At 56.6% G+C, this 24902-nt stretch carries 22 protein-coding genes, 1 tRNA gene and 2 pseudogenes; 14 read left to right on the top strand and 11 right to left on the bottom strand.

The window, feature by feature from the left end; genetic code table 11:
• Positions 1–19: 19 nt before the first annotated feature.
• A complete protein-coding gene (prmB, locus tag ACOI6Z_RS00925; protein WP_065812257.1) occupies positions 20–952 on the bottom strand; it encodes a 50S ribosomal protein L3 N(5)-glutamine methyltransferase in 933 nt (310 codons plus the stop codon).
• A gap of 167 nt (positions 953–1119) precedes the next feature.
• Between prmB and smrB the strand changes: the two genes are divergently transcribed.
• The gene (gene smrB, locus ACOI6Z_RS00920; RefSeq protein WP_004201792.1) at positions 1120–1671 is read left to right on the top strand and encodes an endonuclease SmrB; all 552 of its coding nucleotides are present in this window, start codon (positions 1120–1122) and stop codon (positions 1669–1671) included.
• Between the two features lie 18 nt (positions 1672–1689).
• Here smrB and sixA read toward each other — a convergent pair whose 3' ends face one another.
• From sixA to ACOI6Z_RS00900, 4 genes are all read right to left on the bottom strand, one after another.
• On the bottom strand, positions 1690–2175 hold the full coding sequence (gene sixA, locus ACOI6Z_RS00915) for a phosphohistidine phosphatase SixA (protein ID WP_004201794.1): 486 nt from the start codon (positions 2173–2175) through the stop codon (positions 1690–1692).
• Positions 2176–2384: 209 nt separating this feature from the next.
• Positions 2385–4529 carry a fatty acid oxidation complex subunit alpha FadJ gene (gene fadJ, locus ACOI6Z_RS00910; protein ID WP_065812256.1) on the bottom strand — a complete coding sequence of 715 codons (2145 nt, stop codon included), beginning with the start codon at positions 4527–4529 and terminating at the stop codon, positions 2385–2387.
• A complete protein-coding gene (fadI, locus tag ACOI6Z_RS00905) occupies positions 4529–5839 on the bottom strand; it encodes an acetyl-CoA C-acyltransferase FadI (protein ID WP_017899503.1) in 1311 nt (436 codons plus the stop codon). The genes fadJ and fadI overlap by 1 nt, the downstream gene beginning before the upstream one ends.
• Positions 5840–5996: 157 nt before the next feature.
• Complete coding sequence (locus ACOI6Z_RS00900) at positions 5997–6281, bottom strand: YfcZ/YiiS family protein (RefSeq protein ID WP_023290542.1); 285 nt, start codon at positions 6279–6281, stop codon at positions 5997–5999.
• 373 nt (positions 6282–6654) lie between these two features.
• Here ACOI6Z_RS00900 and fadL point away from each other — a divergent pair, with 373 nt between their 5' ends.
• Positions 6655–7977 carry a long-chain fatty acid transporter FadL gene (fadL, locus tag ACOI6Z_RS00895; RefSeq protein WP_023290543.1) on the top strand — a complete coding sequence of 441 codons (1323 nt, stop codon included), beginning with the start codon at positions 6655–6657 and terminating at the stop codon, positions 7975–7977.
• A gap of 58 nt (positions 7978–8035) precedes the next feature.
• On the opposite strand, the gene mlaA is transcribed toward fadL, so the two are convergent.
• Positions 8036–8797, bottom strand: coding sequence for a phospholipid-binding lipoprotein MlaA (gene mlaA / locus ACOI6Z_RS00890; RefSeq protein WP_032453618.1), 762 nt, complete (start codon positions 8795–8797; stop codon positions 8036–8038).
• Between the two features lie 289 nt (positions 8798–9086).
• On the opposite strand from mlaA, the gene ACOI6Z_RS00885 reads away from it, so the two are divergent.
• The 6 genes and pseudogenes from ACOI6Z_RS00885 to ACOI6Z_RS00860 all read left to right on the top strand — a co-directional run bounded on the left by ACOI6Z_RS00885 (position 9087) and on the right by ACOI6Z_RS00860 (position 13379).
• The gene (locus ACOI6Z_RS00885) at positions 9087–10016 is read left to right on the top strand and encodes a formate/nitrite transporter family protein (RefSeq protein WP_023290545.1); all 930 of its coding nucleotides are present in this window, start codon (positions 9087–9089) and stop codon (positions 10014–10016) included.
• An 89-nt stretch (positions 10017–10105) separates the two neighbouring features.
• Positions 10106–10180, top strand: a tRNA-Arg gene (locus ACOI6Z_RS00880).
• A 419-nt stretch (positions 10181–10599) separates the two neighbouring features.
• Positions 10600–10989, top strand: a pseudogene (locus ACOI6Z_RS00875) (MASE4 domain-containing protein); the annotation flags it as partial.
• A 143-nt stretch (positions 10990–11132) separates the two neighbouring features.
• Positions 11133–11453: a GGDEF domain-containing protein gene (locus ACOI6Z_RS00870; RefSeq protein WP_065812255.1), complete on the top strand. Its 321-nt coding sequence runs from the start codon at positions 11133–11135 to the stop codon at positions 11451–11453.
• Positions 11454–11670: 217 nt separating this feature from the next.
• A pseudogene (locus ACOI6Z_RS00865) lies at positions 11671–12153 on the top strand (WbuC family cupin fold metalloprotein).
• Between the two features lie 365 nt (positions 12154–12518).
• Positions 12519–13379 (top strand): hypothetical protein, encoded by an 861-nt coding sequence (locus ACOI6Z_RS00860; RefSeq protein ID WP_044524295.1) that lies wholly within the window; start codon positions 12519–12521, stop codon positions 13377–13379.
• A gap of 30 nt (positions 13380–13409) precedes the next feature.
• On the opposite strand, the gene cynR is transcribed toward ACOI6Z_RS00860, so the two are convergent.
• On the bottom strand, positions 13410–14318 hold the full coding sequence (gene cynR, locus ACOI6Z_RS00855) for a transcriptional regulator CynR (protein WP_065812253.1): 909 nt from the start codon (positions 14316–14318) through the stop codon (positions 13410–13412).
• Positions 14319–14450: 132 nt separating this feature from the next.
• On the opposite strand from cynR, the gene ACOI6Z_RS00850 reads away from it, so the two are divergent.
• From ACOI6Z_RS00850 to ypdK, 3 genes are all read left to right on the top strand, one after another.
• Positions 14451–14909, top strand: a complete 459-nt coding sequence (locus ACOI6Z_RS00850; protein WP_065812252.1) for a nucleoside deaminase — start codon at positions 14451–14453, stop codon at positions 14907–14909.
• Positions 14906–16102 carry a CynX/NimT family MFS transporter gene (locus ACOI6Z_RS00845; RefSeq protein WP_023290578.1) on the top strand — a complete coding sequence of 399 codons (1197 nt, stop codon included), beginning with the start codon at positions 14906–14908 and terminating at the stop codon, positions 16100–16102. Before ACOI6Z_RS00850 ends, ACOI6Z_RS00845 begins: the two co-directional genes overlap by 4 nt.
• 337 nt (positions 16103–16439) lie before the next feature.
• Positions 16440–16511: a membrane protein YpdK gene (gene ypdK, locus ACOI6Z_RS00840; protein WP_099119320.1), complete on the top strand. Its 72-nt coding sequence runs from the start codon at positions 16440–16442 to the stop codon at positions 16509–16511.
• A 70-nt stretch (positions 16512–16581) separates the two neighbouring features.
• On the opposite strand, the gene alaC is transcribed toward ypdK, so the two are convergent.
• Entirely contained in the window at positions 16582–17796 is a 1215-nt protein-coding gene (gene alaC / locus ACOI6Z_RS00835; protein WP_004202031.1) for an alanine transaminase, read from the bottom strand.
• A gap of 286 nt (positions 17797–18082) precedes the next feature.
• Positions 18083–18181, bottom strand: a complete 99-nt coding sequence (locus ACOI6Z_RS00830) for a hypothetical protein (protein ID WP_032428955.1) — start codon at positions 18179–18181, stop codon at positions 18083–18085.
• Between ACOI6Z_RS00830 and ACOI6Z_RS00825 the strand changes: the two genes are divergently transcribed.
• Positions 18180–19877 (top strand): sensor histidine kinase, encoded by a 1698-nt coding sequence (locus ACOI6Z_RS00825; RefSeq protein ID WP_023290579.1) that lies wholly within the window; start codon positions 18180–18182, stop codon positions 19875–19877. The genes ACOI6Z_RS00830 and ACOI6Z_RS00825 overlap by 2 nt on opposite strands.
• An 11-nt stretch (positions 19878–19888) precedes the next feature.
• Entirely contained in the window at positions 19889–20626 is a 738-nt protein-coding gene (locus ACOI6Z_RS00820; protein ID WP_023290580.1) for a LytR/AlgR family response regulator transcription factor, read from the top strand.
• A 54-nt stretch (positions 20627–20680) separates the two neighbouring features.
• Here ACOI6Z_RS00820 and glk read toward each other — a convergent pair whose 3' ends face one another.
• Positions 20681–21646, bottom strand: a complete 966-nt coding sequence (gene glk / locus ACOI6Z_RS00815) for a glucokinase (protein ID WP_004202027.1) — start codon at positions 21644–21646, stop codon at positions 20681–20683.
• Between the two features lie 263 nt (positions 21647–21909).
• Between glk and ACOI6Z_RS00810 the strand changes: the two genes are divergently transcribed.
• On the top strand, positions 21910–23145 hold the full coding sequence (locus ACOI6Z_RS00810; RefSeq protein WP_049013229.1) for an ion channel protein: 1236 nt from the start codon (positions 21910–21912) through the stop codon (positions 23143–23145).
• Here ACOI6Z_RS00810 and ACOI6Z_RS00805 read toward each other — a convergent pair.
• Positions 23142–24803 carry an alpha-keto acid decarboxylase family protein gene (locus tag ACOI6Z_RS00805; RefSeq protein WP_032453679.1) on the bottom strand — a complete coding sequence of 554 codons (1662 nt, stop codon included), beginning with the start codon at positions 24801–24803 and terminating at the stop codon, positions 23142–23144. The two genes, ACOI6Z_RS00810 and ACOI6Z_RS00805, sit on opposite strands and share 4 nt — an antisense overlap.
• Between the last annotated feature and the right edge of the window lie 99 nt (positions 24804–24902).

The raw sequence follows: 24902 nt of genomic DNA, 5'->3' as shown, positions 1-24902 counted from the left end.
TGTTGGCGTGTTGTTTTTTTTAGTCTTTATAAATACCGAAGTGCGCGCGAGCGTCAATCAGCTGCTGTTTGGTCAGCATAAAGACGCCGTCGCCGCCGTTATCAAACTCAAGCCAGGTAAACGGCACGTTCGGATACTGCTCCATCAGATGTACCATGCTGTTACCGACTTCACAAATCAGAATCCCGTCGTCGCTGAGATAATCCGGCGCATTGCCGAGGATGCGGCGCGTCAGCTTCAGGCCATCGCTTCCGGAGGCCAGACCCAGAACCGGCTCATGCTCATACTCTTCCGGCAGATCGGCCATGTCCTCTTCATCGACATACGGCGGATTAGTGACGATCAGATCGTACTGTAGCTTCGGCAGGTCGCGGAACAGGTCGGAACGGATCGGCGTCACGTGATGGATCAGGCCATGGGATTCCACATTGTGCTCGGCGACGGCCAGCGCGTCCGGGGAGATATCCACGGCGTCGACTTCGGCTTCCGGGAAGGCATAGGCGCAGGCAATGGCGATGCAGCCGCTGCCGGTGCACATATCAAGGATATGCTGCGGCTTATGGGTAATCAGCCCGGCAAACTGGTTATTGATCAGTTCGCCGATCGGGGAGCGCGGCACCAGCACTCGCTCATCGACGTAAAACTCATGGCCGCAGAACCACGCTTTGTTGGTCAGATAGGCGACGGGAATACGCTCGTTCACGCGGCGAATCACCCGCTCTACAATGCGGTGTTTCTCGCTGGAGGTCAGGCGCGCAGTGCGCATATCTTCCGGAATATCCAGCGGCAGATACAGCGAAGGCAGCACCAGCTGTACCGCCTCGTCCCATGGGTTGTCAGTCCCGTGACCGTACCAGATATTAGCAGCGCTGAAACGGCTTACCGCCCAGCGCAGCATGTCCTGAATGGTATGCAGCTCATTGACTGCCTCATCAACAAAAATTTTATCCACGACATCCTCCAGGGCACACTCTGCTATAAATTCGGCGGCTAGTGTGCCATGAAGACGGCGATAAATCAGCATTCTTGCGTGGGGTGGCGGGGGAAAAAACAGGTTTTCCTTGCCCGAAGGGATATTGAGTCGGGTAAACTAGCGCAAAGTATTAATGAGAGCGGACAATGAAAAAGAAGACATCGCTTAGCGAGGAGGATCAGGCGCTGTTCCGTCAGCTGATGACCGGCACGCGGAAGATCAAACAGGACACCATCGTTCACCGCCCGCAGCGCAAGAAAATCACCGAGGTTGCCCCTAAGCGTCTGCTGCAGGAGCAGGCCGACAACAGCCACTATTTTTCCGATGAGTTTCAGCCGTTACTGAATACCGAAGGCTCGACAAAATATGTCCGCGCCGACGTCAGCCATTTTGAGCTGAAAAAGCTGCGTCGTGGGGATTATTCGCCGGAACTGTTTCTCGATCTGCATGGGCTCACCCAGCAGCAGGCCAAACAGGAACTGGGCGCGCTGATTGCCGCCTGCCGCCGCGAGCATGTGTTTTGCGCCTGCGTGATGCACGGGCACGGTAAGCACATTCTCAAACAGCAAACCCCGCTGTGGCTGGCGCAGCATCCACACATCATGGCTTTTCATCAGGCGCCAAAAGAGTACGGCGGTGACGCCGCACTGCTGATTCTGATTGAGGTCGAGGAGTGGCAACCGCCGGAGCTGCCTTGACGGCGAGCTCCGGGGTCGTCAGATGGCGTTGGCCATCTTGAGATTGCAGGGGCTTTTCTGCCAGAGGTATTCACCCTTGCCGTCGGCGTCCAGATTAACGCAGGCGATAGCCGAGGTGGTGAACATCGGGGGCGTTTCCCCCGGGCACAGCTCTGAGACCAGGTACCCCACCAGCGGCAGGTGGGAGACGACCAGCGCCGTCGCCACGCCTTCATTTGCCAGCGCCTGCAGATAGGCGCTCACCATTCCCACATCGCCGCACGGCGTGAGTTCCGGCATCACGTCGACATGTTTCGGCAGGTTCATGCACTCCCCAACAATATCCAGCGTCTGTTCCGCACGCAGATAGGGACTGACAAGAACGCGCTCAATATCCACTTTTTGACCTTTCAGCCAGGTTGCCATCTGACGAGACTCATCACAACCGCATACGGTTAATGGACGAACCGAGTCGCTGGCTGCATCGAGGGCAGCGTCGCCGTGACGCATAATAAAAACTTGCATATTGCACCGCTTTTGTTAACCAGAAGCACCGTAGTTTGGCCTGCGAAGACAATACGCAGGTGACCCGGTGGCCGGGCATTGTGCCTGATCCATTCAACGAATGAAACGCTGTTTTTTACCTCAATGGCGTAAGTATAGTCAATGATTGTTTACAAAACAGCCAATCAACAGCGTCATCCGCAGCCGGATTTACCTTCTTTGACCATAACTTAGGTCATCCGTTCATCCGCTGGCCAAAAGGTGGTCCCCTGTTCGGCCATGCGTAATAAAGTGTCACAGGGTGTAAAACGTGGGCCGTACTGGGCGGCCAGGCGCTGCAGGATCGCGGCAACTTCACCCGCGCCGATAGTATCCATATACCGGAACGGGCCGCCAAGAAATGGCGGAAACCCTATACCAAATACGGCGCCGATATCACCATCGCGCGCGCTACGGATAATCTGCTCATCAAAGCAGCGCGCCGCCTCGTTAAGCATCATCATCACACAGCGCTCCGCCACCTGCTGCGCGGACAACCGCGACTGGGGGCGGTCGATGCCCAGCAGCGGATAGACTGCCGGGTCGGGCCGTTTTTTGCTTTTACGCCCTTTTGTCTCATAAAGATAGAAACCACGATTATTTTTTCTACCTTTGCGATCGTCCTTCAAAATCGCGTCAATGATGTTTGCAGGCGGGCTGAAACGCTCTCCAAAGGCATTCTCCAGCACGGGAATAATTTTGGTGCCGGTATCAATACCCACTTCATCCAGCAGTTGAACCGGTCCCACCGGGAAACCGAATTTCACCAGCGCCTTATCAATCACCTCAACCGGTTCTCCCTCCACCAGCAGGCGCATCGCTTCATTTATATACGGCGCGAGGATGCGGTTTACATAGAAGCCCGCTTTGTCCGCCACCACGATCGGCGTTTTCCCCTGACGTTTAGCCAGTTGCACCACCGTGGCGATGGTCTGCGGATCGGTTCCTTTATGCGGGATCACCTCAACCAGCGGCATTTTCTCCACCGGACTGAAAAAGTGCAGGCCGATCACCCGCTCAGGGTGGCTGGCATGGGCGGCTATATCGCCTATCGGTAACGACGAAGTATTCGAGGCAAAGATAGTCTGCGGCCCGCCGTTTTGCTCCACTTCACTGACCATCCGCTGTTTCAGCGCCAGGTCCTCGAATACCGCCTCAATCACCACGTCGCGATGGGTAAAGCCCTGATAGTCGGTAGTGCCTGTGATCAGCGCCAGTTGACGATCGCGCTCGCTGGGGCGCAGTCGACGCTGGCGAACCTGTTTGTTCAGCAGATCCCAGCTGTACTTTAAGGCGTGGTTGATCCCGCCCGGCTGAATATCTTTGATTCGCACCGGCAGTCCGCCTTTACAGGCAGTCACATAGGCGATCCCCCCGCCCATCAGGCCGCCGCCCAGGACGGCAACGCTTCTCAGCGGAGCGGGTTCCGCCTCGGCGCCACGGTCTTTTTTCAGATCGGTACTGGCAAAGAAGATCGATCGCAGCGCCTGCGACTGCGGGGTCATCGCCAGTTCGCCAAACGCGCGGGCCTCTTCGGCGTAACCGCTGCTGCAGCCATGGGCCAGACCATTCTCGACGACCTGCAAAATTCGCTTCACCGCCGGGTAGTTGCCCTGGGTCTTGCGCTGCGTTTGCTTGCCGACGTACTGGAATAACAGATGGCGACCCAGGGGGCCCGCCAGCACGCGTTCGCGAACAGGCACCTCGCGGCTGGCCGGGCGCCCCTTCAGCGCCAGCTCCACCGCCGTCTGCAGTAAAATTGTCTGCGGCACCACCTCGTCCACCAGACCGGCCTTCAGCGCCTGGCGCGGCCGTAACTGCCTGCCGGTGAGCATCATATCCAGCGCCGTACTGACGCCGATCAGCCGCGGTAAACGCTGCGTCCCGCCGGAACCCGGCAGCAGGCCAAGCTGTACCTCCGGCAACCCGAGTCGGGTTTTTTCGTCATCGCTACAAATGCGGCCATGGCAGGCCAGCGCCAGCTCCAGTCCGCCGCCCAGACAAGCGCCATGGATGGCGGCAATGACCGGAATCGACAAGCCATGGATCTCGGCCATAATCTGCTGCCCCTGGCGGGCCAGCGCTTCCGCCTCCTGCGCGCTGCGGCAGCGGGCAATCATGTTGATATCTGCGCCGGCGATAAAGTTATCGGCTTTGGCGGAGATAAATACCACGCCGCGCACCGACTTATCGTCGCGTATCTGGCGTATCAGTCCCCGCACCTGATTGCCGAACTCGGCCTTCAGGGTATTCATTTTTTCACCCGGGGCATCGATGGTAATCACCGCGATGTTGTCCGCACGGACTTCAAGCTTAAAAGCGGAAACCGTATCCATTATTCAGCCTCCACAATCATCGCCGCGCCCAGACCGCCTGCCGCGCAGGCCGTCACCAGACCAAATCCCCCTCCCCGTCGCCGCAGCTCATGCAGCGTCTGGGTGATCATCCGCGCGCCGGTAGCGGCAAAGGGGTGACCGTAGGCGATAGAGCCGCCGAGGACGTTAAATTTACTCTCATCCACCTCACCGGTGGCCTGCGCGCGGCCCAGCACCTCGCGGGAAAAGCGGTCGCTTGCCAGACACTGGAGATTGGCCAGCGTCTGCGCGGCGAAAGCTTCGTGCATATCGATAAGCGTGAGATCCGCCAGCGTCAGGCCAGCGCGCTCCAGCGCCAGCGGCGTGGACCATGCGGGCCCCAGCAGCATATCCTGCCAGACATCGATGGCGGTAAAGGCATAGCTGCGCAGATAACCCAGCGGCGTCAGACCCAGCTCTTTGGCCCGCGACTCGGTCATCAGGATCACCGCCGCCGCGCCATCCGTGAGCGGCGTGCTGTTGGCGGCGGTAACGGTGCCATGTTTACGGTCGAAGGCCGGACGTAACTTTTGGTAATCCGCGAGGGTTGAATTTTTACGGATATTGTTATCCTGCTCCAGCGGTTCGCGGAAGGGAGAAGCATAGGCGGTCATCACCTCTGCGGACAGCTTGCCCTCCTCCCAGGCTTTCGCTGCCAGCTGGTGTGAACGATGTGCCAGCGCATCCTGTTGTTCCCGGGTGATCCCCCAGCTTTTCGCCATCTGCTCGGCGGTATCGCCCATCCGTAAGCCGGTTGAATATTCAGCAACCGCCGGGGGAACCGGCAGCAGGTCGCGCGGCCGCAGGCGGGAAAACAGCTTCAGTTTCTGGCTCAGCGTGCGGGCTTTGTTCGCATCTACCAGCGCGCGGGCCAGCGTTTTGCTGACGCCGATAGGCAACACAGAGGAGGAGTCGGCACCGCCGGCGATACCGGCGCGGATGGTGCCGGCCATCAGGCTTTCGGCGACATTCGCCACGGCCTGGAAGCTGGTGGCGCAGGCGCGACTGACGCTGTAGGCGTCGGTGTGCACGCTCATTCCGGTACCGAGCACAATTTCCCGGGCGATATTCGGCGCCTCCGGCATCTGCACGACCTGACCAAAGACCAGTTGCTCAATGGCTTGCGCAGGAATGTCGCTGCGCGCCAGCATTTCGCCAACCACCATTTTTCCTAAATCAACGGCGGGAATGCCATGAAATGCCGTCGCCTGACGCGCAAACGGCGTGCGTAACCCTGTGACAATGGCAATGCGATCGCCCTGACGGGTGATAAGCGGTAATGCCTGACTCATAACTCTCCCCTGTTAACCAAGACAACCAAGTGGTCTGACCTGATAACATTGTTAACTAATTTTTTACATTAAGCCAATCGGGGAAACGAAAAATTGCGAGCCAAAACACATTGAACAGAAAAGATAACGCCCCTTCACGGGGCGCTAAGCGGAGGGATTAACGCAGACCCAACTGGAATATGAGGGATTCGGCTTCACAGCTAAATACAAAATCGATATCCAGCTTTACGCCGCCGTCAACGTCGGCGAAGACGGGATTAATTTTGCACGGTTCAGATTCCACACTGCGGGCTTTTTCGCTCAGCGCGGCGAGCATTTGCTCTGCTTCCGCGCGGTTGGCGAATACGCGGCTGTATGAGGCGGTGCAGTCGGTGTTGTCGACAATGGTCCCAACATCCATACAGCAGCAAACCGGGGTTTCATCAGCGCTACATTTACTCATCGTAGATTTCCTCTGGATATGCACCTGCGGTGCCAGACAATTAATGTGCCTATTTTACGCCCGCCCTCCGGTTTGCCTCCAGCCGATAATCGCTATCACGGCGTTAAGTGACAGAAATCACACTTAAAAATGATCTAAAACAAAAATCATCTTTTCTCCGTCGCCTTCCCCCCGACAATTTTGCCAGCTGGATCGCGTTTCTGTTATCACAATTGAAAAACTTCATAAACAAACTTGCAACAACTCATCTGGTCAGACCTATACTCAGCGCACTGGTCTGATTTCTCTGTTGTACCGCAGACCCTACACTTCCGCGCTTCTGTTACGGCATGTAACATAGTTTAAAAAAAAATAACTCAATGAGGTTATGGGCATGAGCCAGAAAACCCGCTTTACCCAATCTGCCCTTGCAGTGGCTGTCGCACTTGTTTCCACCCAGGCCTGGTCAGCAGGCTTCCAGCTCAACGAATTCTCTTCATCAGGGCTGGGTCGGGCCTATTCCGGTGAAGGGGCTATCGCAGACGATGCAGGCAATGCCAGTCGTAACCCGGCATTAATTATGATGTTTGACCGTCCGACTATGTCGGCGGGCGCCGTTTTTGTCGACCCGGGCGTCAATGTCTCCGGGACTTCCCCCACCGGCAAAAGCCTGAATGCGGACAATATCGCCCCGACGGCGTGGGTACCCAACTTCCACTTTGTCGCGCCGATTAACGATCAGTTCGGTTGGGGGGCGTCCATCACCTCCAACTACGGCCTGGCAACAGAGTATAACGATGATTATGCGGCCGGCAGCATGGGCGGTAAAACCGACCTGACTACGGCTAACTTCAACCTGAGCGGCGCCTATCGCCTCGACAGCAACTGGAGCTTTGGCTTAGGTTTCGATGCGGTCTACGCTAAGGCGAAGATCGAGCGCTATGCAGGCGATCTGGGCCAGATTGTCGCTGGCTCTGGCGCGCTGCCGCCGGCGCTGGCAGGCCAGGTGGCGAAGATCCCAGCCGACACGCAGATCGCCCATCTTAACGGCAATGCGTGGGGCTTTGGCTGGAACGCCGGTATCCTCTATGAGCTGGATAAGAACAACCGCTACGGTTTAACCTACCGTTCCGAGGTCAAGATCGATTTTGACGGTAACTATCGCAGCAGTCTGCCAGCGGCCTATAACCAGATCCTTGGCAACTTCGGTCTGCCGGCGGGTACTAACGGCCAGACCACCGGCGGTTCACTGACCCTTAACCTGCCGGAAATGTGGGAACTGTCGGGCTATAACCGCGTGGCGCCGCAGTGGGCGGTCCACTACAGTCTGACCTACACCAGCTGGAGCCAGTTCCAGGAGCTGAAAGCCACCGGCAGCAACGGCCAGACGCTGTTCTATAAAGAGGAAGGCTTTAAGGACGCCTACCGCGTAGCGCTGGGGACGACCTATTATTACGACGATAACTGGACCTTCCGCACCGGTATCGCCTTCGACGACAGCCCGGTACCGGCCAACAATCGCTCCATTTCCATTCCGGACCAGGATCGCCTGTGGCTGAGCGCGGGTACCACCTACGCGTTCAACAAGGATGCGTCGGTTGACGTCGGGATTTCCTATATGCACGGGCAGCATGTGGAAATCAAGGAAGGCCCGTATACCTTCCGCTCCGAAGGGACCGCCTGGCTGTACGGCGCCAACTTCAACTACCGCTTCTGATAAGCAGCGCGCAACAAAAAAGGGTGAACATCATGTTCACCCTTTTTTTATTCGCAGATTACTGTGAATCGATATCTTTCAGTTCATCCTGAATGGCCTGGGCGTTCGGATTGTCCGCCGGGGTCAGCTTACCGCCGTTGGCGATAAAGTCATGACGCTGGAAGTAAGCTTCACGCACCAGAATGTAAGGATCGGAAGACTGACGCAGCAGGCCGTCGGAATCCAGCAGTTGAGCGCGTGTCTCAATCCCTTCTACCGCCCATTTGCCGATCGACATCGGCCAGGTCAGCCAGGAGAGCACCGGATAGAGGCCATCGGCCATATCGCCGCCTTCGTCACGCAGGGTAAAGCTGCCGTAGAATGGCAGTTGCACATACGGGCCATAGCCGACGCCATAGTGGCCGAGCGTACTGCCGAAACGATGCGGTTCAACGCGCTGCAGCTGCGGATTAGCCATCCCGGCGACATCGATCAGACCCCCCATCCCGAGGATGGTGTTCAGGAAGAAGCGGGTAAAGTGGACCATACCTTTATACGGGTCGCCCTGCAGGAAGGAGTTCACCATCACCGCCGGCTCTTCCAGGTTGCTGGTGAAGTTGCTTAAGCCATTGCGCGCCGGCTGCGGAACATAGTCACGCCATGCCACCGCGACGGGACGAAGCACGTAAGGATCAACCACGTTAAAGTTGAAGTCAAACATCGTGCGGTTAAACCCTTCTAACGGGTCTGAGCGCCCCTGCGGCCGATCGCCAGAGCTGGAACTGGCACATCCCACCAGCAATGTGGCGCCAAGCGCAAGCGCCGACAGGCGATAATTCATAGATGTCTCCCTGGTTTTTATGGCTATCGCGAGTTGCCATCCATGACGGAAAGACAACGTTTCCGCCCGTACAGATGTGAGCGATTGTAACAGCACGTTGAACGATGTCTATATCACCCAAGTTGTTGATTTGATCATAGCCTGGGAATAACGAGATCGCGGGGCTCCTATTCTAGCGGAGCGACAAAAATCTGACGTTACCATTTTTGCGATTTCAGAGTATGCCCAGCCAGACGCCAGGTAAAGCCGCTACGCTATTACTATACAGAGTGATAGCGAGGGCCACGAAATGGATGAACTTGATGATAACAAATTAAAGCCAGCGGACGACGAACGTGAGGTCGAAAGTGAAGAAAAGCAGCGCGGGGAGGAGATAGAAGTGGATGAAGACCGTCTTCCCTCGCGGGCGATGGCGATCCATGAACATATTCGTCAGGAAGGGGAAAAAGAGATGGAGCGCGATGCGCTGGCCCTGCTGTGGTCTGCGATTGCGGCCGGTCTGTCGATGGGCGCCTCGTTGCTGGCGAAAGGGATTTTTCACGTCAAGCTGGAGGGGATCCCGGGAGGGTTTTTACTCGAGAACCTCGGGTATACCTTCGGCTTTATTATCGTAATTATGGCCCGCCAGCAGCTGTTCACGGAAAATACGGTCACCGCCGTACTGCCGGTGATGCACAATCCCACCCCCGGAAACGTCGGTTTACTCATGCGGCTATGGTCGGTGGTGCTGGCGGGCAATCTCATCGGCACCGCGGTGGCCGCATGGGCCTTCAATTATATGCCTGTTTTTGATGAGCCGACCCGCCAGGCCTTCGTCAGCATCGCCGAAGATGTGATGAAAAACAGCCCGACGGAGATGTTCGCCAATGCGATTATTTCCGGCTGGCTGGTCGCCACCATGGTCTGGATGTTTCCCCTCGCCGGCGCCGCCAAGATCGTGGTGATCATTCTGATGACCTGGCTTATCGCCCTGGCGGATACCACCCATATCGTGGTGGGCTCGGTGGAGATCCTTTATCTGGTGTTTAACGGAAGCCTGCCCTGGAGCGACTTCATCTGGCCTTTCGCCCTGCCGACGCTGGCGGGTAATATCTGCGGCGGGACCTTCATCTTCGCACTGCTTAGCCATGCGCAGATCCGTAACGACATGAGCAACAAGCGAAAAGCGGAAGCCCGCGCGCAGGCTGCTGCAAAAGCCAAAAATGCCGACCGGGCATAAAAAAAGCGCTTAGAATGGCGAGGGTTTAAGCAGTCAGACGGTATAGCTCTTACTCAGGCGGGCGAAAAACGCTATACTCGTGCCGCCTTGTCCCCTTAGTTAAATGGATATAACGAGCCCCTCCTAAGGGCTAGTTGCAGGTTCGATTCCTGCAGGGGACACCATAACCCTCCTGCTTTATGTCGGATCCACGCCGACTTTTGATGGTTTTTCTGCAGCTCCTGTAGACAGTCTACTCAAGTTGGTACCGACCTGATCATCAATGCCCCCTTCCTGTTAACGCACAAAGTGATTTATTTATAGATATAAACCCGTGGCGCCATTCCTCTTTTTAAAAAGAGGAAAACACCAGTTATAATTTTGTGACTAAAATGAACAACTCACAGGAAAAGACGAGTTGTAAAACGTAATGACATCGTCAGCAGCGACCGCACGAAAAGCATACTGCTCACTCCCGACAGACATTCAAAATATTGATATTCAGGATCATAAAAACATAGTTTTCTTGCCCTGACAGGTATGACCTAATGAACAGGCCATCAGACTCATCTATTTTTACCGCAACGCGTTAACACTCACCTAAATCATCACCGCGGCATTAGTATTCAAGTTTCGTTCGCATCGCCTGCTGGCCTCCCATAATCACATTATTATTACCTTTGCCTGTATAAGCCTGACCTTAGCTATCGTCCTGATTGTTGGATTTTCCTCAATCCACCTGTATGAACCAACGATTCGCTTAGCCAGTAATATAATGGTTTACATATGGACGTTCTTTTTTTTCACGACGATGGCATTAACCCGCTTCAGAAATATATTCTGGACAGGAATCTATTTTTACTATTTCGTTTATACCTTAACCTTCTCTTTCTTAACAACCGCAGATGTCGCTAGCGAGAACACAGGGTATAAAGCGAGGCTTTTCGAAACGCTGGGCACTCTGATCTTTATTATCATTATTTTCCTTAATGCGTTTAATCTTTATCAATTATCCAACAATAAATATGAGAATGCCTATCAGAACTCGATTCGTGATTATCTGATGCAGCTGTATAACCGCCGTTATTTTTACCTTGTGCTGATAAAAAAAATGCAACGGGTCTCTGTGCAAAACCATTGTCTAAATTGTTATGCGACATCGATCATTTCAAGCGCATCAATGACAAATATGGTCACTTTCAGGGAGATCTTGTTATTCAGTATGTGGCCGGGGTTCTTCAGGATCAGGTTCGCAGAGATGATATTGTGGCCAGAACAGGCGGCGAGGAATTTGCGCTATTACTGTCTGACGTGGGCCAACAGCAGGCGCAACTCATCGCCGAGCGGACCCGCCAGACCATTATCAACCCAGGCGACGTCAGCAGCAGGGTTAAACTGCCCGAAAGCGTCACGATCAGTATCGGTCTTGCCACAACGGAGGATCCTAAAACGGTATAGAATGAATGACTTAACCGTGCCGACGGCGCCCTGTAACAGGCAAAAAAAGCAGGTAGGAATTGCGTGGTTGCCTGGCAGAAGCCCTCCTGCACTCTATAGCCTCGACAATTAACCGACAGCAACACGCTTTATGCGTACAATATCGCGTGGCCTGGTCGTCAACCTGCCGCCCAGCCGATGCAACACTCTCTGGACAACAAAGGAGCCAGGCGTTGATATGAAACAGATCACCCTTAGCGATATGCAGCAGCAGTGCGAAGCGGCGGCCAGTTCCCCGCGCTTACGTGCCCATCGCAATTTTCACCCTGAGCTGAGCGACCCGGTGCAGCGTCTGGCCATCGCTATGGAACCCGGCACCTATATCCGCCCGCACCGGCACCGACATACCTTTGAACTTTTGCTGCCGCTGAAAGGTCGCTTTGTGGTGCTAAATTTTGATGATCATGGCGCGATCACTAACCGGGTGGTGCTGGGTGAAACCTGCACGGCGCTGGAAATGGAGCCTGGCACCTAGCATACGGTGCTCTCACTCGACGCTGGTGGAATGGTATTTGAAGTCAAACAAGGCGCTTATCAACCGCTTGCTGAAATCGACACTATGGACTGGGCGCCAGCAGAAGGTCAGCCGGGTACCGCGGAGATGATGGCCTGGTATGCCATCGCGCAGCCAGGAGATCGCTATCCCTCTGTAACCCGGTAAGCTTGGCCGCCGCAAACGGATGCCGCGAGCATCCGTTTGCGTTATCCCTGTTGTCCAGGCATTGATCTCAAGATCCACATTCTCTTCATGATGCGTTCCCTCTCGTCGAGGTCGTTAATAAAAAAACAAAAAAGTGTTGTATTCAGGCGCTAAGCAAACTATTTTTCTCGAGCGAAATAAATGATAGGATTACACAATCAAGTGAATGGCTGACGTAACAATAAGAATAATCATCTTATTGATATAATATTCTCAACATGAATGAATTTCATCAATCAGACCAGCGACGTTAACAAAAAAAGCACATGACCATCAGATTTTCATTGCTAATACTGACCGCTATTTTTCTGCAATAAACAATCCTTATGAATATAACAGAACGGAATATCTGGAAGTTAAATAATTTACCGCCAATGGAGTATTGTTCCCTTTCCCGGGCGCAAAAATTATTAAACTGTGAAATTGAAGACATTCTTCACTGGCATGATATCGGTGCGATCAATCTATGCCTGAAGCTTAACCCGACGCGGGGAACACTAAAACTCGCCGTCCTTTCTCATCAGGAAAAAGAGGTAACCAACACATTTAATCCACTCAATTCATCTGAGACGCTGGAAACTTACTGGTCGCCACACTCCCATATCCATAGCATTTTGCGGATTGATGGCGATATTCCCGTCATGGAAACCCAGAGCGGGAATACCGTCACGCAGTTCAACGTCAAGGTCACAGCTTCAGGACTCTGGCATCCGCACAGCCGGAATTTAATGGCGTTGCTGGAGGCGCCTAACGATATTCATCGTGAAAACAGGTTCAGCATGATGCTGCCTGAGAAACCGTTTGTTTATTGTCACTTCATTCCGCAGGAAGCCGAAAACCCCATCCTGTCATTGAATCGGCTCTATATTACCAGTCAGGCAATTGAGAAAATATTTGCCCATAGCATTAGCGCCCGACCGATGGATGTCACAAAAAATCCGCTACGGCAACAAACCGGTTATATCCATCAGGAATTAACCTCACTTCCGCAAAGTGAGGTACTACTGGAATTTATCCACGATCTTATTCTGTCCCATAGTTTATTTAATGTGAAATTGCAGCAAATGGCTGAGCCTGACAAGACCCAGCTCTTTCATCACGTGCTGGAAAGGCTGAAGGAGGAAGTCATGCTTAGAGAGAATGCCCTGCCCGACGAGGCCGACACCAGCAACGCAGCCCATCGTTAATCCTGGTTCGCCGCCGAGCGACGCACGCCTTCAGGCAAGAGGCAGGCGGTTTTCCTGCTCAAGCGTTAGCGCAATCTCCCGCGCCAGGGCGATAAATTCGCGTGCCGCGGCGCTCTGCCACGCATCCCTGCGCTGGAGCAAACAGGCCGTTCGCTGCAGCAGCGCGGGTTCCAGCTCAATCGCCACCACATCATCATACTGCCCGGCGATCGCCGCCGGCAGCAGTGTCGCAAGGGGCGTTCGCCGAATGACCGACAGAACGGCGCCGATAGAGTTGGCCTCCATCTGCACGTCAGGTTCGAGCCGATGACGACGACAATAACGATCAATCTGCTCCCGGGTGGCAAACTCGCTGCTCAGTAAAATCAGCGGCTGCGCGTCGAGCGCCTGCAGCCTGAGCGCGTTCTCTCTGGCCAGAGGATGCGTGCGGCTCACCACCAGCGCGAGGGTTTCCGTCAGCAGCGGCTGAACGACAATATCCGGGGAACGACTGTCGTCAAAGGCGATGCCGACATCCAGTTCATCCTGCAGCAACCTCATTTCCATGCGCTCCTGGTTCATCTCCTGGATCAGCAATTTCACGCCGGGGTAGCGTCGATAGTAGTTTTCCACCAGCGGTCCCAGCATATAGGTGGTGAAGGTCGGCGTCATGGCAATGCGGAGTTTGCCGCGCTGCAGATCCTCAGCGTCATGCAGAGCGCGCCGCCCCTCCTCAAGATCGCGTAACGCCCGGCGGGCATACTCCAGCCAGATCTCTCCGGCATCGGTTAACCGGATATAACGGCCAGAGCGGTCGAAAAGCTGAACCTCCAGCATGGCTTCCAGCTGGCGGATCTGCTGTGACAGCGCCGGCTGGGAGACATGCAGCGCCGCGGCGGCGCGGGTAAAGCCACGGTGTTCTGCCACAGCGATAAAGTAGGAAAGATGGCGCAGGAGCATCCGCTTACCTATAAGTAATTCAACTAGGGTTCATCATAAATAAGTCTTTTAACTTATGAAACAAGTTACGTACCCTCTACGCACGACCCGTTGCCTCTTTTACCTTGAACATCATCTTATGCAGGAGTGACTATGTCCGCGCACGATCGCTATCTCCAGCGCGCCTTAGCGCTGGCAAAACAAAACACAACCCACGGCGGTCGCCCCTTTGGCGCCGTGATGGTGCGCCATAACGAGGTTGTCGCCGAAGCCGTCAACACCTTTCATCTGAGCGGCGACCCAACGGCGCATGCCGAACTGAATGCCGTTCGCGATATTGCCGCCAGGCTGGGGAGCGAAGTTCTGCGCGAATGCGTTATTTACGCCAGCGGACAGCCTTGTCCGATGTGTCTTAGCGCACTCTATTTAACCGGCGTGCGGGAAGTATTTTTCGCCAACAGCAATCAGGACGGAGAGCCTTTCCAGCTATCTACCGCCGCGATTTATCAGCAGTTGCAGCAGCCGCTGGCGCAGCAGACGTTGCCGATCCATCATCGCCCCCAGCCGGAGGGGCTGGCAGTTTATCAGCGGTGGGCGGAACAGCAGCCATGAAAGCCGTGTTGCGACAGAATCTGACGCTGGGGATCCTGGTGCTGATCGGCATAAATATGCGGCCGCTGCTCACCTCCATCGGCCCTTTGCTTCCGGAGATCCGCGCCGCCAGCGGGATGAGCTATACCCTGGCCGCGCTACTGACCGCCCTGCCGGTGGTAGCGATGGGCGTGCTGGCGCTGGCCGGCGGCTGGGTCGATCGTCATGTCGGTCAAAACCGTAGCATTGCGCTAAGCCTGCTGATTATCGCGGCGGGCGCCCTGTTGCGGGAAATCGCCCCGAATAGCGGCCTACTGCTCACCAGCGCCCTGGCCGGAGGCGTTGGCATCGGCATCATCCAGGCTGCCATCCCGGCGGTGATTAAGCGCTTATTCGCCCGACGGACGCCGCTGGTGATGGGGCTATGGTCAGCCGCGCTAATGGGCGGTGGCGGGTTAGGCGCCGCGTTAACGCCGTGGCTGGCGTCGCACAGCACAGCCTGGCGGGATGCGCTGGCCTGGTGGGCGCTCCCCGCCCTCCTCGCCCTGCTTAGCTGGCTGGCGATTTGCCGGCACCTGCCCCGTGCTCCGCATCAGACCAGCGCCGCCCCCCGGGTAGCGATTATTGGCCAGCGCCGCGCCTGGACGCTGGGGCTCTATTTCGGACTGATCAATGCCGGCTACGCCAGTCTGATCGCCTGGCTGCCGCCCTATTATATGCAGCTTGGCGACAGCGCCCAGTACAGCGGCTCGCTGCTGGCGTTGCTGACGGTTGGGCAAACCGCGGGCGCGCTGCTGCTGCCGGCGCTGGCTCGCCAGGATGACCGGCGCCAGCTTCTGCTGTGTGCTCTGGCGCTCCAGCTGATTGGCTTCTGCGGCTTCATCTGGCTGCCGCAGCACTTCTCCGCGCTCTGGGCTCTCGCCTGCGGCGTCGGTCTGGGCGGCGCGTTTCCCCTGTGCCTGGTGCTGGCCCTCGATCATGCCGGACAACCGACGGTGGCCGGCCGGCTGGTAGCCTTTATGCAGGGTATCGGATTTATTATCGCCGGCCTGTCGCCCTGGCTTTCCGGCCTGCTGCGTAGCCTGAGCGGGAACTACACCCTTGACTGGTCCTGGCATGCGCTCTGTGTCCTGTTACTCATGGCGATCACGCTGCGCTTTATCCCGGCACACTACCCTGCAGAGTGGCGACAGCGCGCCTCTGATCTGCATTAAACCGGTGGCGCGTGGCAACGTGAATGCCGCGCGCCAAGCCTGACTAGCCCCGCTAATCGCCCTGATGAGAAACCCGTTTTCGCAGCGTCGCTGGCGCTAAATTTATTACCGGGCGAAATTAATGTGTCGCCGAATCACGACACTCGTAAGTAACTAAAAATTAATAAAAAAATGCCTCTTGTTTCCCTGATTTTTTAGGCGTACATTAGCGCCATCTGGAGCACTTAACGCACAGAATTGCGAGCTGCCGCAGGGTGAGATTTCACCAGCGACAGCCCTTGAAAAACAGAACAATTAATTCATTTGAACGTCGCATAAGCGCGTGGAGTGATGAGTCGTGAAATACTTCTTTATGGGCCTCTCTTTTATGGTCATCGTTTGGGCCGGTACTTTTGCCCTGATGATCTAGACTGCAGCGGTGTCAAAAAAAACGGGAGCCCAGAGGCTCCCGTTTTTGTTATAGCGTATTCGCCGAAGCGCTAGCTCGCGGCGGGCAGCAAGCCATCCGCGCGGAACATCGCCTTAATGCCGCGGATCGCCTGGCGCGTCCGGTCCCGGTTCTCGATCAGCGCGAAGCGGACATGGGTATCGCCATAATCGCCAAAGCCAATCCCCGGAGAAACGCAAACCTTCGCTTCGTTAAGCAGCTTTTTCGCGAACTCCAGCGAGCCCATGTCGGCATAAGGTTCCGGAATTTTCGCCCAGACGTACATGGACGCTTTCGGACACTCCACCATCCAGCCGGCCTCATGGAGCCCTTTCACCAGCACATCGCGGCGGCGCTTATACTGTTCAGCGATATCCCGCACGCATTGCTGATCGCCCTCCAGGGCAGCGATCGCCGCCACCTGCAGCGGCGTAAACGTGCCGTAGTCATGGTAGCTTTTGATGCGGGCAAGCGCGTTCACCAGGGTCTTATTGCCGACCATAAAGCCAATGCGCCAGCCGGCCATGTTATAGCTTTTCGACAGGGTAAAGAACTCGACGGCGACATCGCGCGCGCCGGGCACCTGCATGATGGAGGGCGCTTTCCAGCCGTCATACACGATATCGGCATAGGCCAGATCGTGGACGACCAGGATGTCATACTGCTTCGCCAGGGCGACAACCTTTTCAAAGAAATCCAGCTCGACGCACTGCGCGGTCGGATTCGAGGGAAAGCCAAGGATCATCATCTTCGGCTTCGGATAGCTCTCGCGGATGGCGCGTTCCAGTTCGTTAAAGAAATCCACCCCTTCCACCAGCGGCACCGAGCGCACCTGCGCCCCGGCAATCACCGCGCCGTAGATATGGATCGGGTAGCTGGGGTTCGGCACCAGCACGGTGTCGCCATGATCCAGCGTCGCCAGCATCAGGTGCGCCAGCCCCTCTTTCGAACCAATGGTGACGATCGCTTCCGATTCCGGATCGATATCGACGTTATAGCGTTCTTCATACCAGCGCGAAATAGCGCGACGCAGGCGTGGGATCCCCCGCGAGGTAGAGTAACCATGGGTGTCAGGCCGCTGGGCGACGGTGCAGAGTTTTTCCACGATATGCGGCGGCGTCGCGCCATCGGGATTGCCCATACTGAAATCGATAATATCTTCACCGCGCCGGCGCGCAGCCATTTTCAGTTCGGCAGTAATATTAAAAACGTACGGTGGGAGACGATCGATACGCGTAAAACGGCGTTCAGGACTGGATTCAGCCATAGGTTCCTCTGATTAACGTTAGCGCCCGGACCGTCCGAGCGACGCTGCCGCTGTTGCGGCTCGTTTAGAAAATAACCTGAAAAAAATCACGTTGTCGAGTGCCCTGACGAAAAATAATCACTGGCGTTAAAAACGGGTATCGTCTGCGCTAAATACGGCAGTACGCTGCGGAATGAATACCGTTTTGTCTGCAAGTGGTAACATATTGATATCTTTTCTATCACGGGTATTTATCGTTTCTTCTGGCGTCTGGCGGTACATCGCCTCCCCACCCCTCAATCCCCTTTTAAAAGTGCGCCTTTTCCTCATTATTTTTCTGCGGCTGGTCTTCTGTCGTCAGGTTTTTTATCATGTCCTTTTCTGGCCACTGACGCGGCGCACCCATGCACGAAATCTTTACTATGATGCTGGCGGTCTATGATCGTGCGGCCCTGATGCTTATTTGCCTGTTTTTTCTCATTCGCCTGCGCCTGTTCCGCGAACTGTTGCATAAGTCGGCGCATACGCCGAAAGAGCTGCTGGCTGTCACCGCCATTTTCTCGCTGTTCGCGCTCTTCAGTACCTGGTCCGGTGTGCCGGTGGAAGGATCGCTGGTAAACGTGCGCATCATCGCCGTGATGTCCGGCGGGATCCTGTTTGGTCCCTGGGTGGGGGCCATTGTCGGGGTGATTGCCGGTGTGCACCGCTATCTGATTGATATTGACGGCGTGACCGCCGTGCCCTGCTTTATCACCAGCATCATCGCCGGCCTGCTGTCGGGGTTGATTAACCGCAAAGTGGCCCGCGATCAACGCTGGAAAATCGGCATTCTGGCCGGAATGGTCTGTGAGACTCTGACCATGATCCTGGTGGTGATCTGGGCCCCTTCCCTCAGCCTCGGCGTGGATATTGTTTCGAAAATTGGTATCCCGATGATCCTCGGCAGCGTCTGCATCGGTTTTATCGTGCTGCTGGTGCAGAGCGTGGAAGGGGAAAAGGAGGCCAGCGCCGCGCGGCAGGCGAAACTGGCGCTCGACATTGCCAACAAAACCCTGCCGCTGTTCCGTCAGGTCAACAGCGATTCTCTGCGCCAGGTTTGCGACATTATCCGCCGCGACATTACCGCCGACGCGGTGGCGATCACCAATACGGAACACGTGCTGGCCTACGTGGGCGTCGGTGAAGCCAACTATCAACATCATAACGATGTCATCAGTCCCACCACCCGACAGGCCATCCGTTATGGAAAAATCATTATTAAAAACAATGATGAAGCCCACCGCACGCCGGAGATCCACTCCTTGATGGTCATTCCGCTGTGGGAAAAAGGGGTGGTCACCGGTACGCTAAAAATCTATTACTGCCACGCCCATCGCATCACCTCGACGCTGCAGGAGATGGCGATAGGCCTGTCACAAATCATCTCCACCCAGCTGGAGGTTTCCCGCGCCGAACAGCTGCGGGAGATGGCCAACAAAGCGGAGCTGCGCGCTCTGCAAAGCAAGATTAACCCGCACTTTTTATTCAATGCCCTGAACGCGATCTCCTCCTCGATTCGCCTTAATCCGGACACCGCGCGCCAGCTCATTTTTAATCTGTCGCGCTATCTGCGCTATAACATCGAATTAAAAGACGATGAGCAGATTGATATCAAACGAGAGCTGTATCAGATCAAAGATTACATCGCCATTGAACAGGCGCGATTCGGCGACAAACTGACGGTTATTTATGATATTGACGACGACGTCAGCTGCGTGATCCCAAGCCTGCTTATCCAGCCTCTGGTGGAAAATGCCATTGTGCACGGCATTCAGCCGTGTAAAGGGAAAGGCGTGGTGACGATCGGCATCAATGAGTGCGGTAATCGGGTTCGCATCAGCGTTCGCGACACCGGCAACGGCATCGATCCCGCCGTGGTCGCCCGCGTGGAAGCCGATGAAATGCCGGGTAACAAAATCGGCCTGCTCAACGTTCATCATCGGGTGAAACTTCTCTATGGCGAGGGGCTGCATATCCGCACCCTGACGCCAGGAACGGAGATCGCTTTTTATGTCCCCAATCACTCTACGCCGCAGGCGCTGACGGAGTCTCTGTTGTCATGAGCGGAGAAAAGATGAAAGTTATCATTGTGGAGGATGAGTTTCTGGCCCAACAGGAACTCTCCTGGCTTATCAACACCCACAGCCAGATGGAGATCGTCGGCAGCTTTGACGACGGACTGGACGTGCTGAAATTTCTCCAGCACAACAAGGTCGACGCCATCTTTCTCGATATCAATATTCCATCGCTGGACGGCGTTCTGCTGGCGCAGAACATCAGCCAGTTCGCCCATAAGCCTTTTATCGTCTTTATCACCGCGTGGAAAGAACACGCCGTGGAAGCCTTTGAGCTGGAGGCGTTTGACTACATTCTGAAGCCCTACCAGGAGTCGCGCATCATCAATATGCTGCAGAAGCTGACCGCCGCCTGGCAGCAGCAGAATAACGCCGCTTCCGGGTTAACCAGCGTGGCGCCTCGGGAAAACGACACCATCAATCTGATAAAAGATGAGCGGATCATCGTCACCAGCATTCATGATATCTATTATGCCGAGGCGCACGAGAAGATGACCTTCGTCTACACTCGCCGGGAGTCATTCGTCATGCCGATGAACATTACCGAATTCTGCAGCAAACTGCCCACCGCACATTTCTTTCGCTGTCACCGCTCGTACTGTGTGAATCTCAGCAAAATTCGGGAAATTGAGCCGTGGTTTAACAATACCTATGTGCTACGCCTGCGCGACCTGGAGTTTCAGGTTCCGGTCAGTCGCAGTAAAGTGAAAGAGTTTCGCCAGCTGATGAATCTGTAGACGGCGGGGCTCCCCGCCTGGCCGGGCTACGACAGTAGCCCGGGAGGAATGCGCTTACAGCACTTGACCCAGCGTCTGACGCAGATGCGCGCCGGAGCCCAGCAGGCCTGGGTTGTCATGCACGATCAGGTAAACCGGGATATCCTGGACATAGGCTTTAAAACGACCTTTGTCCTCAAAACCGCCGCGGAAGCCGGAGGCTTTAAAGAACTCCAGGAAGCGCGGCACGATGCCGCCAGCGATATAGACGCCGCCAAACGTCCCCAGGGTCAGCGCCAGGTTTCCACCGAAGCGCCCCATAATGACGCAGAACAGCGACAGCGCCCGGCGACAGTCGGTGCAGCTATCCGCCAGCGCCCGCTCGGTGACCTCACGCGGCTGCAGGTTCTCCGGCAGTCGACCATCCGATTTGACTATCGCGCGATAAAGATTGACCAGACCAGGACCGGAGAGGACGCGTTCTGCGGAGACATGCCCCAGCTCAGCGCGCAGCTCTTCCAGAATAATCCCCTCTTCTTCGCTGTTCGGCGCAAAATCGACATGGCCGCCTTCGCCCGGCAGGCTGACCCAGCGCTTATCAACGTGTACCAGATGGGCTACGCCCAGCCCGGTTCCGGCGCCATAAACGGCGATCGGTTTGCCGGCTACCGGCGCGCTGCCGCCGAACTGAATCAGGTGCTCGGCTTTCAGCATCGGGATGGCCATTGAAACGGCGGTGAAATCGTTGATAATCTCCAGGTGCGCAAAGCCAAGGTTGCGCTTCATCTCGGCGATGGAGAAGGCCCAGGTATGGTTGGTCATCGCCACCCAGTCGCCGGTGATCGGGCAGGCGATAGCGATACAGCCTTCGCTGACCGTCACCTGATGCTCCTCGAGATAGACGCGCACCACCGCCTCCAGACTGGGGTAATCGAGCCCGGAATAGGTCTTTGCACGAGAGATCTCTCCGCTCGCCAGATCACACAGCGCCAGGCGGGCGTTGGTCCCCCCGACATCTCCTACTAAAGCAAATTTTGTCATTCCGTTACGGCTCCGCTAAAGTCAAAATAAATCTTTTGGCACACTGTAAATTCATGGCGGCTTAACAACAACGTCCAACTCGCGGACGCCCCTTGTTTAGCGACACAGGTCACATTTAGTTTGTAATCAATGCAAAGTAGCCTATTAACGAGGCCACGGGTATCAGACGCCGCCTTAACTTTATCGTTTCAGCACCATTTGCATCGACGGTCCCCGCCGACAAAGGCAAAGTAGTGCTCCTGAACTTTAACAAGGACATTGTCATGCTCCATCCTCGCGCCAGAACAATGCTGATCCTGTCGGTGCCGGCTATCCTGATTGGCATCGCCTCCAGTCTGATCCTGATCGGCGCGATGAAGATTGCCGCGTTGCTGCAGCGCATCCTGTGGAGCAATCTGCCTGTGCAGTTTGGAGTAAGCGCCGAGAACCCGCTGTGGATCATCGCCATTCTCACGGCGACGGGGATCGCGGTGGGCCTGGTCGTCCGTTACAGCCCGGGGCATGCCGGGCCGGACCCGGCGACCGAGTCGTTAATCGGCGCGCCCATTGCCACCGGCGCGCTGCCCGGGCTGCTGGCGGCGCTGATCCTTGGCCTCGCCGGCGGCGTCAGCCTCGGCCCGGAGCATCCGATTATGGTGGTGAATATTGCGCTGGCCGTCGCCGTCGGCTCCCGACTGTTCCCGCGGGTCAGCTCTCTTGACTGGACCATTCTCGCGGCCTCAGGCACCATCGGCGCCCTCTTCGGCACCCCGGTGGCCGCCGCGCTGATTTTTTCGCAAACCCTCAACAGCAGCAACGAGTCGCCGCTATGGGATCGTCTGTTTGCCCCGATGCTTGCCGCCGCCGCGGGCGCGCTGACGACCGGGCTGTTTTTCCACCCCCACTTCACGCTGCCGCTCCCACACTATAGCCAGATGCACTTCGTCGATATTGTCAGCGGGATGATCGTCGCCCTGATCGCTATCGCCGTCGGTATGGTCGCCGTCTGGTGTCTGCCGCGCCTGCACACGCTGATGCACCGCCTGAAAAACCCGATCCTGACGCTGGGCCTCGGCGGCTTGCTGTTAGGGATCCTCGGGACCATTGGCGGACATTTAACGTTGTTTAAGGGGCTGGATGAGATGCAGCAGCTGGCCTTCAGCCAGACGCTGACCGCCTCGGATTATCTGCTCATCGCGCTGGTTAAACTGGCTGCGCTGGTTCTCGCCTCGGCCTGCGGCTTTCGCGGCGGGCGGATTTTCCCCGCGGTCTTCGTCGGCGTGGCGCTGGGGCTGATGCTGCATGCCCACGTGGACGCCGTGCCGGCGGCGATCACCGTCTCCTGCGCGATCCTCGGCATGGTGCTGGTCGTCACCCGCGACGGCTGGCTGAGCCTGTTTATGGCCGCCGTGGTGGTGCCGGACACCACGCTGCTGCCGCTGCTGTGCATTGTGATGCTCCCGGCCTGGCTGCTGCTGGCCGGGAGGCCCTTGATGATTGCCAGACACCATACCGACTAAACGCGGCTGTTTCGTTCCTCCAGCGCCTGCGTCACCGCGCGCAGGAAATCGGGGATATCCATTTTCGGCAGCATCACTTCCACCAGGGTGAGCGTATCGGAGGTGATGCTCTCCGCCATCGCCTCCCGTAGCTCATCGGTGTGCGTAACCCGCCAGCAGCGCGAGGCAACGTCCGGGGCGAAGGCTTCCGGCAGGCGTCGCCAGTCCCACAGGGCAATGTCATTGTAGCGCTGCTCCGGGCCGTGAATCGCCCGTTCCACGGTATACCCTTCGTTATTCAGCAGCAGAATAAGCGGCTTTTGCTTATCGCGCAGCATAGAGCCCATCTCCTGAATCGTCAGCTGGGCGGCGCCATCGCCGACGATCAGCACCACCCGCCGCTCTGCCGCCGCGGTTTGCGCGCCATAGGCGGCCGGGAGGGTAAAACCAATCGAGCCCCACAGCGGCTGGACGATCAGCGACGCCTCTGACGGCAGCTTCAGCGCGGCAATGCCGAAGGCGGCCGTCCCCTGGTCGGCGAGAATAATATCGCCGGGACGCAGCGCCCCCTGCACCGTCGCCCAGAAATTTTTCTGCGTGAGTTCGCCGTCGGCCCCCTCCTCCACTTCCGGCGCCACGACCTGAGGCGCAGCCCACTCCGCCGCCAGCGGTGCGGAAAGGGTCATCAGCGCAGCCAGTGCCTGATCCATCGGCACGCCGCTGAACCAGTGATCGCCCACCCTGACCGCGAAGGGCTGGATCTCTATCGTCTTATCCCGCGCCAGATGCTGGGTGAATCCCGCGGTGATGGTGTCGGTGAAGCGCGTGCCGATGCAGATGATGGTGTCGGCGTTTTCGATGGCCTCCCGGGTCTGCGGCGCGCTGGCGATACCGCTGTAGGTGCCGACAAAACCTCTCTGCTGCTCATCGAACAGCCCCTTGCCCATTAGCATGGTGGCGTGGGCGACGGGGGTTTTCGCCACCCACTCCCGGAGCGTGTTTTGCAGGCCATAGCGTTGCGCGAGGAAGTCCGCCAGCAGGGAGATGCGTCGACTGCCCCGCAGCAGGCGGCTGGCATGCTCGCAGAATCCGGCGAGCTGGTTTTCATCCGCCGGAGCGGCCTCCACCAGCAAGCGCTGCGCTGGGGCAATCGCTGCCGCTCTGGCGACATCGGCCGGCAGCATCAGATAGCCAGGCCGATGATGCGTCAGCATATCGCGCAGAACACGGTCGATCTCATGGCAGGCGTTGCCGGCGGTCAGCAGCGCCTGGCTACAGGTGATCTGCTCGCTCATCCGCGCAAAATGGCGGAAATCGCCGTCGCCCAGGGTGTGATGCAGCAGTTCGCCGCGCTGCTGAGCGCCAGTGGAGGGCGCGCCGACGATATGTAAAACCGGAATATGCTCCGCATAGCTGCCCGCCACGCCGTTCAGGGCGCTCAGTTCGCCGACGCCGTAGGTTGTTAGTAACGCACCGGCTCCCTTAATGCGTGCATAACCGTCAGCAGCATAGGCCGCATTGAGCTCGTTGGCGCAGCCGACCCACCCCAACGCATTGTGCGCAATGACCCGGTCGAGAAACTGTAAGTTGTAATCTCCCGGCACGCCGAACAAGCGGTCAATACCGCAGTCGACGAGGCGATCCAGCAGATAATCCCCAATAGTGTAAGTCGGTTGCATATCCATTTTCCTCATTTTGGCGCAGGTGTAATTTGAGTATTGAATAAGCGATCCGCCTGTCCAGAAAGGGGGCGATAAAGGCGGTGTAAAGCAATAATT

Source organism: Klebsiella sp. C239 (assembly GCF_048822715.1).
Classification (GTDB): Bacteria; Pseudomonadota; Gammaproteobacteria; order Enterobacterales; family Enterobacteriaceae; genus Klebsiella; species Klebsiella quasipneumoniae.
Note: the sequence above shows the minus strand (reverse complement) of the source record. Positions and strands in the feature narration are given on the sequence as shown.